Origin of the sequence: Shewanella sp. 10N.286.54.B9, assembly GCF_041468565.1 — a bacterium.
Classification (GTDB): Bacteria; Pseudomonadota; Gammaproteobacteria; order Enterobacterales; family Shewanellaceae; genus Shewanella.
Map to the genome: position 1 here is coordinate 1 of NZ_JBFRIY010000120.1, position 404 is coordinate 404.

The 404-nt window shown below is 40.8% G+C and carries 1 protein-coding gene; it reads left to right on the top strand.

Features of this window, described 5'->3' with window-relative positions; all coding sequences use genetic code 11:
- Positions 1-404 (top strand): DDE-type integrase/transposase/recombinase (locus tag AB4135_RS22060; protein WP_371995559.1); only part of this gene is annotated, 404 nt, incomplete at both ends.

Genomic DNA, 404 nt, shown 5'->3' on the forward strand with positions numbered 1-404 from the left:
ATAAAGCTTGGCAGAGATGGGTTATTTCAACATTTGAAAAGGCACGATATGTTGGTGAAGCCCAGAAAAAACTACACCAAAACAACCAATAGCCACCATTGGCTTAGAAAGCATCCTAACTTACTAAAAGACAAGGTTGTTGAACGTGCAGAAGAGGTACTCGTTAGCGATATCACTTATGTTAAGTCAGATGAGGGAACACACTACTTATCCTTGGTGACTGACGCATACTCCAGAAAGATAATGGGATATGAACTCAGTGATGAAATGAAAGCCTCTGATGTCGTTAAGGCGTTAGATATGACGGTAAAAAACCGGACAACAACGGGTAATATCATTCACCACTCAGATAGAGGAATACAATACTGCTCAGCTGAATACCAAATGACATTAGCGGCCAATGG